8 protein-coding genes are annotated in these 7,734 nt (G+C 66.5%); 4 read left to right on the forward strand and 4 right to left on the reverse strand.

Annotated elements, in window-relative coordinates; genetic code table 11:
• Positions 1–293: 293 nt before the first annotated feature.
• Both NM2_RS04015 and NM2_RS04020 read right to left on the reverse strand, forming a co-directional pair.
• A complete protein-coding gene (locus NM2_RS04015; RefSeq protein WP_067664206.1) occupies positions 294–1,610 on the reverse strand; it encodes a class I SAM-dependent methyltransferase in 1,317 nt (438 codons plus the stop codon).
• Positions 1,607–3,037: an FAD-binding oxidoreductase gene (locus NM2_RS04020; RefSeq protein WP_067664221.1), complete on the reverse strand. Its 1,431-nt coding sequence runs from the start codon at positions 3,035–3,037 to the stop codon at positions 1,607–1,609. The genes NM2_RS04015 and NM2_RS04020 overlap by 4 nt, the downstream gene beginning before the upstream one ends.
• Positions 3,038–3,623: 586 nt before the next feature.
• Between NM2_RS04020 and NM2_RS04030 the strand changes: the two genes are divergently transcribed.
• Positions 3,624–4,058: an SRPBCC family protein gene (locus NM2_RS04030; RefSeq protein ID WP_067664223.1), complete on the forward strand. Its 435-nt coding sequence runs from the start codon at positions 3,624–3,626 to the stop codon at positions 4,056–4,058.
• 11 nt (positions 4,059–4,069) lie between these two features.
• On the opposite strand, the gene NM2_RS04035 is transcribed toward NM2_RS04030, so the two are convergent.
• Positions 4,070–4,651 (reverse strand): hypothetical protein, encoded by a 582-nt coding sequence (locus NM2_RS04035; protein ID WP_169816099.1) that lies wholly within the window; start codon positions 4,649–4,651, stop codon positions 4,070–4,072.
• 129 nt (positions 4,652–4,780) lie between these two features.
• Between NM2_RS04035 and NM2_RS04040 the strand changes: the two genes are divergently transcribed.
• The 3 genes from NM2_RS04040 to NM2_RS04050 are packed head-to-tail and all read left to right on the forward strand — an operon-like array spanning position 4,781 to position 6,425.
• On the forward strand, positions 4,781–5,116 hold the full coding sequence (locus NM2_RS04040; RefSeq protein ID WP_067664213.1) for a YbaB/EbfC family nucleoid-associated protein: 336 nt from the start codon (positions 4,781–4,783) through the stop codon (positions 5,114–5,116).
• Between the two features lie 15 nt (positions 5,117–5,131).
• Complete coding sequence (gene recR / locus NM2_RS04045) at positions 5,132–5,740, forward strand: recombination mediator RecR (protein WP_067664215.1); 609 nt, start codon at positions 5,132–5,134, stop codon at positions 5,738–5,740.
• Between the two features lie 46 nt (positions 5,741–5,786).
• Positions 5,787–6,425 carry a hypothetical protein gene (locus NM2_RS04050; RefSeq protein WP_067664217.1) on the forward strand — a complete coding sequence of 213 codons (639 nt, stop codon included), beginning with the start codon at positions 5,787–5,789 and terminating at the stop codon, positions 6,423–6,425.
• 106 nt (positions 6,426–6,531) lie between these two features.
• Here NM2_RS04050 and NM2_RS04055 read toward each other — a convergent pair whose 3' ends face one another.
• The gene (locus NM2_RS04055; RefSeq protein ID WP_067664219.1) at positions 6,532–7,659 is read right to left on the reverse strand and encodes a DUF5685 family protein; all 1,128 of its coding nucleotides are present in this window, start codon (positions 7,657–7,659) and stop codon (positions 6,532–6,534) included.
• Between the last annotated feature and the right edge of the window lie 75 nt (positions 7,660–7,734).

Raw genomic sequence — 7,734 nt, forward strand, 5'->3', positions numbered from 1 at the left:
GGCCGCGGCCTTGGGGTTGGTGTGATCGGGGGTGGGTGCACTAGGTGGGTCGTGGGTGATCCGTCGGTTCGGCATCGACTCTGGCCGCGGCCTTGGAGTTGGTGCGATCGGGGGTGGGTGCACCGGGGCAGTCGAGGGTGATCCGTCGGTTCGGAATCGGTCCGGGCCTCGGCCTTCGATGCTGGCGTAACCGAGGTGGGGCGCGCTGGGAAACGGCGCGGGCCGCCGACCCGGGCGTGCACGCGATGGCGCACTCCGGCGGGTCGGCGGCCCGGGTTGGCTTACCGGGAGGACTAGGCCTTCCACCAGGGACGCAGCGGGACGTCCCAGGTCTCGTTCGGGCCCAGCTTCATGCCCAGGACCTGGTGCAGCTGAACCACATTGCGTTCGAAGCCCAGGCGGCTGCCCGCCATGTACAGGCCCCAGACCTTGGCGGTGCCCTCGCCGACCTCCGCGACGCAGGCGTCCCAGTTGGCGACCAGGTTCTTGCACCATTCGGCGAGGGTCAGCGCGTAGTGCGGGCGCAGATTCTCCTCGTGCAGGACCTCGAGGCCGGTGTTCTGGATGTCGGAGATGATGCGGCCCGAACCGATCAGCTCACCGTCGGGGAAGACGTAGCGGTCGATGAAATCCCCGGCCCGGGTGGTGCGGGTGTTGTCCGGGCGGGTGATGGTGTGGTTCAGGAACAGTCCGCCGTCACGCAGCTTGCTCTTGATGAAACCGAAGTACGACGGGTAGTTCTGCACGCCGATGTGTTCGGTCAGGCCGATCGAGGACAGCGCGTCGAAATCGGTTTCGCGCACGTCGCGGTAGTCGGAGTGGCGCACCTCGGCCAGATCCGACAGGCCCTCCTCGACGACCTTCTTCTGACCCCACTCGGCCTGCTCCGCGGACAGCGTCGCGCCGATCACCCGCACGCCGCGCTTGGCCGCGTAACGCACCATTCCGCCCCAGCCGCAACCGATGTCGAGCAGCCGGTCGCCCGCCTTCAGGTTCAGCTTGTCGAAGACCAGGCGGTACTTGTTCTCCTGCGCCTGCTCGAGCGTCTTGCCCTCGTCCTCGTAGCACGCGCAGGTGTACGTCATGGACGGGCCGAGGACGTATTCGTAGAAGGTGTTGGAGACGTCGTAGTGGTGGTGGATCGACTCCGCGTCGCGGGTCTTGGAGTGCCGCAGACCCTCCAGCGCGATGCGCCGCCAGCGCGGCACGGTCTCCTGCGGCGGCGGCGCGATCGGCTTGAGCGCGTCCCAGCCGAGCGAGCGGGCGATGGTCACCAGCGCCAGCGCCGAGGGACGCCGGAACTTCAGATCGCCCATCGCGCGCAGGATCTCGTACGGGTCGCCCGGGTGGATGCCGTCGGCCGACATGTCGCCGGCGATGTACGCGCGGGCCATGCCGAGGTCGCCGGGCGCGGTGGCGATGTAGTTGATACCGCGCGGATTGAGGATCTCGAGACCGAATTTCGACTCCTTCGGCCCGGTGCTGCTGCCGTCGTGTGCGGAGAAGCGGATCGGCACCTCGCCGTCCACCAAGGTTTCGAAGATCTCGGCGATGCTGAGCTTGGTCCCCAGCTCAGCGAAAACATCGGAACGGTCCTTGAATGTAGTCATTTGCGTTGCACCGCCTTCGAATACAAGTCCAGCAAACGCTGATCTGGGTCATATCGCTTTTTGAGTTCGGTATAGACGTCGCCGCCGTAGAGCTCGGCGAACTCGTCCTTACCGTAGTAGGAATCCGAGTACAGCGACTTGTGGCCGTCCAATTCGGAGACCTTGTTCTCGATGGCGCGATTCGCCGCGCCATCGGGCTGGCCGGGAACGGTCGGCACGGCGGACCAGAATCCCACGTTGACATAGGCGCGGCCGGGCTCGAGCGGATACAGCGGCCACGGCCGGGAAGTGGCTTCGCTGTCGCGTAGACGCAACGGGCACAACCAGAGTGGCTCGATCGGTATCTCGTCCAGGAACCACCGCACGAATTCGGCGGTGCGTTCGATCGGCACCTCGATATCCTGCACCACGCGCTCCTGCGGCGGATTGCCCTTGCGCGCTTCGAGTTTATCGGCGATATGGTATTTGTGGTCCAGCGCGATCAGCTTCCAGTAGAAGCTGGATCGGCGGTACTGCTTGGGCCACATCCGGCGGATGCTCGGATTCTGCGTGCCGAATGCGCGCGAGCACCAGAACCAGTCGGTGTCCCAGCGCCAGATGTAATCGTGAATGGCCAGCCGGTCGCGTTCGGGCTTGTCCGAATCATGTTGGATGGAACGGTAGAAGATGTCCATTCCGGTGTAGTCGCTGACCGGGCCGGGTTCATCGGTCTGCCGGCCCAGGACAAGATAGCTCTCCTGCGCGGTGAATACGACGCCGTCCAGATAGTCGACGCGCTCGCCGTCGTAGGAGCGGTCGGCGATGATTCGCGCCATCGTGGCCTGGAGTTCGCCCAGATCGTGGAATCGCACGTGCCGCAGCGCGACATAGGGCAGCACGGATTCCAGCTCGATCTTCAGGCGTGTCGAATAACCAAGCGTCCCATAGGAATTGGGAAACCCCCGGAACAGATCGGCGTGCTCGCCGTCGGGCGTCGCGGTGAGGATCTCGCCCGAGCCGGTCAGCACGTCGATTTCCAGGACCGATTCGTGCGGTAGGCCGCTGCGGAAGGACGTGGACTCGATGCCCAGACCCGTCACCGCGCCACCCAGGGTGATCGTCTTGAGTTGCGGCACCACCAGCGGGACAAGCCCGTACGGCAGGGTCGCGGCCACCAGGTCCTCGTAGGTGGTCATGCCCGCGACGTCGGCCGTCTTCGCCGACGGGTCGACGGAGATCACCCGCGTCAGTCCGGAGACGTCCAATCCGGGCGCGTCGGACTTGGCTCGCGCACGGAACAGATTCGAGGTCTTCTTGGCCAGCCGGACATTCGCGTCCCGGGGGATAGCGCGATAGCTGGCGAGCAGACGATCGACTCCTGCACGGTGCGCGGCAAAACCTGACTCGCGTGCGGCCGGCGCGCGGCCGGTCTTCCCCAACAGACTCAGTGCCACACCCAGACGCTATCGCGCAAGGGTTCAGGGGGCTACCGGGAGGGTACCCGGAAACCGGATTTTTACTCCGGTTGTCGCATTGCGTCGATGTTGCTCGCGCGATTCGTCCGCTTCGGCGTATGCACTGGTAGCCGGGATGGTTCCGACCGGAAGCAACTGGCGGCCGGATGTTCCGTGTCGCGCGCGGCTCCGAAGCCGTGCCGCTCGGCGGGATTGCGACAGTGCTCACACCGGAGTCGGAAATACCGAGCTACGAGGCTTATGCGGAGAATGCGTTCCGCATCATTCGATCGGTGGCGGACCGTTCGTATGCCACGCGGATGCTCGCGGCGTGTATTCGGCTCGCGCCGATGCCCGTTCCGGCGGGAACACGCTCCCGATGGCGGCTGTCCGGTTTGCTGGGGGCGGCCGGGGGTAAAAGGATGCGGAACCGATACCGGCCGTCGCCGGGTCGGCCGGTGCGCGGCGGTGGCCGTGTCCAGGGTGATTCGGGCAACTCCGATACTCCGGCACGGGCCGATCGCGGCGTAGCATGTCTCGGCGGCAGTCGCCTCCGCGGACTCGAATGAAGGAGCTCATTGTGGGACAGGTCAATGCATCCAGTTCGATCGTCGTTCCGGCGGATCCGCAGCGCACGCTCGACGCGATCGCGGATTACGAGACGGTCCGCCCGCGCATCCTGACCTCGAACTACCACGATTACAAGGTGATCGAGGGTGGCAAGGGCGCCGGAACCGTGGTCGAGTGGACCCTGCAGGCCACCCAGAAGCGCTCCCGCAACGTGCATGCCACGATCTCGGTCTCCGATTCCATGGTGACCGAACGGGATTCGAACTCCACCATGGTGACCACCTGGACCGTGACCCCTTCGGGCTCGGGCTCGCTGGTCACCGTCCGCACGAGCTGGAAGGGCGCGGGCGGCGTCCCCGGATTCTTCGAGGGCATCTTCGCGCCGTTGGGGCTCAAGAAGATTCAGGCCCAGGTACTGGAGAACCTGAAGTCCGAATTGGGGTAGAACCCACTCGCCTACGGATAGGTGAGTACGAAGGTCAGCAGCAGCGTGGTCTGGAAGTGTCCGCGCCACCACGAATAGCCGAACCACACGTTCGGGGTGACCTCGCGGATCTCGTCCAGGATCTGCGGGGTGATGGACGGGCCGTAGTCCAGGAGCCAGGCCGGGCGTTTGTCGGTGATGGCGGCCCCGGAATAGACGTTTGCGGGGAAGCCCGGGATGTTCGCGCCCGTGATGCGGTTCATCAGCGTGCCGCCGTCCGGGCCGGTGTCGAAGGTCTTGCCGATCCAGAACGGCGGCGCGACGACCTGCATGAACTGCGGACTGGTCACCCAGCCGTTCGTCACGCCGTGCGGTACGTCGCCGCGCTGGGCGCCGGCGAAGATCTGGACCTGCTGCTGGATCGAACACCTGTTGCGCAGCGAATCCACTGTCGCCGCAGGGCTGTTCGGGTAGAGCACGCAGCCGCCGCCGAAATTCGTATCGGCCTGTGCGTCGGGCGCCGCGACGGTCACCGGCACCACGGTCATCACCGCGACCAGACCAGCCGGAGCCAGGAATTGCATCAGAGATTTACGCAAACGATCACCGGTCACACGCATTGCTACCTCCACCAGTCCGCCCGACCGTATTGATGGTAGGTGGCTATCGCCATGCCGGTAGGGCGATAGACCGAACCGTGACTACGCTGGAGCGCACATACTCCCGCCAGAGAGGACGACCCCGTGCAACCCGGTGAACAGGTCGATATGCAGGCGTTGCTCGCGCAGGCACAGCAGATGCAGCAGGCAGTGATGGCCGCACAGGAGGAGATCGCGGCGGCCGAGGTGCCAGGCGAGGCCGGTGGCGGTCTGGTCAAGGTGACGATCAGGGCGACCGGCGAGGTGACCTCGCTGCAGATAGATCCGAAGGTCGTGGACCCCGAAGACGTGGAGACGCTGCAGGATCTGGTCGTCGGCGCGATCAATGCGGCGATGGAGAACGCGCAGCAGCTGGCCGCGGAGAAGCTGGGCCCGCTGGCCGGCGGGATGGGCGGCGGCGTGCCCGGCCTGCCGCTCTGACGAGGGACGGCGCAGGTGTACGAGGGGCCGGTTCAGGATCTTATCGATGAGCTGGGCAAACTGCCCGGCGTCGGTCCGAAGAGCGCGCAGCGCATAGCATTTCATCTGCTGTCGGTGGAGCCGCCGGAGATCGACCGGTTGCAGGCCGCGCTGCAGAAGGTGCGCGACGGGGTGCGGTTCTGTTCGATCTGCGGCACCGTCTCCGATGGCGAACTGTGCCGCATCTGCGCCGATCCGCGCCGCGACCGCACCATGATCTGTGTGGTCGAGGAGCCCAAGGACGTTCAGGCGGTCGAGCGCACCCGCGAATTCCGTGGTCGCTACCACGTGCTCGGGGGTGCGCTGGATCCGCTGTCCGGCATCGGGCCTGATCAGCTGCGCATCCGGGAACTGTTGTCGCGCATAGGGAATCAGGCCGACGGTGTGGACGTCACCGAGGTGATCATCGCCACCGATCCGAATACCGAGGGCGAGGCGACAGCCACTTATCTGGTGCGCATGATGCGCGATTTCCCGGGCCTGTCGGTGACCCGGCTGGCCTCGGGGCTACCCATGGGCGGGGATCTGGAATTCGCCGACGAGCTGACCCTCGGCCGCGCACTGTCCGGGCGGCGCGCGCTCTGACGCCTCCTCGGCGGCGCGCGCCGCCGGACAACGTAGCCTGGCCGACGTGAGTTACGACCACATCCTGCTGCCGTCCGGTGCCGCGTCGACGCCCGCCGAGGCCGACGCCTATCTGAGCGCTCAGCAGGGTAAGCCGGAATCCGAGGTCGCGGCGCAGATCGCCGCGGAGGTGAATCGGCGCAACGAGGAGCTGCCCGAACAGGACAGTTTCCTGAGCGTCTCGCCGATCGACGCGCACGGCGGCGCACTGCATGTGGCGAGTCCGTACGACGCGATCGGGCACGTGCGCGCACTGCTGTTCGAGCTGGCGACCCCGCGCGATTACGCGGTGTACGACCCGCAGCTCGCCTGGTTGATCGATCCGGCCGGGCGCATTCCGGTGACGGTCACGCACGGCGGCGCGGGCGAATTCCCCTACTTGACCGAATCACTTGTCCACCAATGGATTCCGGAGCTGTCCGAACCCGGCCCCTACCTTATCGTGGAACGCGAGCCCGAGGTCTACATCCAGACCTTCCGCGAGGACGAGAACAGCTACATCCTGGAATACCGAGACGGTTCGCCCGACAAGCATTTCGGCGCCCGCCTGACCGGCCCGGACCGCGTCGCGGACCTCATCTGGGATTGGACCACCGGCGACCGCGGCCGCCTGGAGACGCTCAGCTGGACGAAGGTCGATCTCTGAGGCATTCCGGCGCGAATCCGGCTCGCCAGGAGCGCGGTTCGAGCCGGCGTCGCGACCGGGTCATGTGTGCCGAGCGAACTCGAAATGAAGACTCGCGCAACGGGATTCAGCAGTCGCAGCAGGACTCTCCGCAGCATTCCCCGCATTCGCAGGCGCAGCAGCAGTCCTCGCCGCAGCGACAGCATTCGCAGCAGATGATGCCTTCGCAGAACGGCAGGCAGAAGCCGCCGCCGCGGCGGCGGGGCGGACGGCCGTAGTCGTAGCCGGGCGGGGGATAGCCGCCGTAACCCTGTTGGGGATAACCGTATCCGGGCGGCGGCCCGTATCCGCCTCCGCCCCAACGCCGGTTGGTGATCTTGTGATCGGTGCGGCAGCTCTCGTGACCCGAGTGCCCGAATGTGCGGCGCACCGAACGGCTCAGTTCCTTGGTCAGCAGGCGGTTGACCAGTCGGCCGTCGGTGAATTCGACCTCGGCCAAGGCCAATTCGATGCCGAGCAGCGCGTCGGTGCACAGCCGACGCGTCTCCTGCGCGGGAGTTCCCGTGGCCACCAACGGATTCCACTTGCCGTGGGCGATGTCCTCGTGCAGATCCTCCACGGCGTCGATCAGATGCGCGACGCGGCCGAACAACCGGCCCGCCTCGGTGAGCGCGGCCTCGTTACCCGGACGTCCGGCCAGCAGCGCGGTATGCCCGAACGCCGCGGCGGTGGCGGCCTCGGTCGGCTCGGTGAGTTCGAGCAGGGTGGTCTCCGGCCCGGCGGCCGATTCGACGGCGATCTGCCGGTCCACCGCGTCCAGCAGGACCGTGGTGTCGAAGCCGAGGCCGGCACCGGTTTCCGCGCCCTGACGAGCCCAGCGCTGGGCGATCCGGCGCGCGGCCGGACGGATGCCCGCGGTCCCCGCGACGCCGTCGCCGTCCTCGACGTGGTCGCGCACCTTCGCCGCGGCCAGCACGAGGGATACGGTCGCGGCCAGCCGCACGCTGTCGCCGGTTGCCACGTCGGCCGTGCGCATCGCGCGCAGCGGGCACGGCCCGGCCGATCGCCTGGTGGCGGCCGGCGCCTGCGCGTCGACCAGCGCGGAGATGATCAGACCGTCGTAATTGGTGGCCATGCGAGCGGCCTGGCCGTGGTCGTCGCGCAGTGCAAGACACAGCCCACACAGCTGTGCCATCCACGCGGAACTCAACTCTTCGCCCAGCCGGTGTCTACACGGACGGATTATGCCGAACACATCTCGACGCTAACCGAACTCGACCCGGTGCGAGCTGTCGTTTCGCTGTGAATTCCATAAGGGCACTGTGTCTTT

The organism is Nocardia miyunensis NBRC 108239 (assembly GCF_001613065.1).
Lineage (GTDB): Bacteria > Actinomycetota > Actinomycetes > Mycobacteriales > Mycobacteriaceae > Nocardia > Nocardia miyunensis.

What these genes read in the sequence shown, in the direction of transcription:
- NM2_RS04015 (WP_067664206.1), bottom strand. Translation starts at nt 1,610, where the DNA reads ATGACTACATTCAAGGACCGTTCCGATGTTTTCGCTGAGCTGGGGACC.